Annotated in this window: 1 protein-coding gene; it reads left to right on the top strand. The window is 42.5% G+C overall.

Going from position 1 to position 386, the window contains the following annotated elements:
- Positions 1-386, top strand: a 386-nt coding sequence (locus tag AC4IFT_RS22400; RefSeq protein ID WP_490752936.1) for a formylglycine-generating enzyme family protein, incomplete at both ends; no start/stop codon positions are given.

The following is a 386-nucleotide window of genomic DNA, read 5'->3' as shown; positions in this document are numbered from 1 at the left end:
GATCAACAACTCACCGCCGAGCAAGAAAGTCAGAAACAACAACTGGTTAATGATTCGCTAAACAATATGGTGTTTATCGAGGGGGGTACCTTTTTAATGGGGGATTTTGGCAGCGGCCATGACGGTAAATCTACCCTGCCGTATTCGTTAGGTAAAGATAATAAATTTGTTCACGATGTCACCTTAGACAGCTTTAGTTTATCCAAATACCGCGTAACGTGGGGGCAATTTAATTTATGGCGAGCATTAACAGGGCTTCCGTTAACAGATAGATATAACGATTTAAAATCTCGCGATATTATGAAAAGCTGGCAAGCCTCCACCCAAGATAATTACCCAGCTTCCGCAGATTGGCAAGACGCCAAAGATTATTGCCTTTGGTTAGG

The sequence above is a fragment of the Providencia sp. UF-183 genome (genome assembly GCF_058246155.1).
This window is presented reverse-complemented; position numbering and strand designations above follow the sequence as displayed.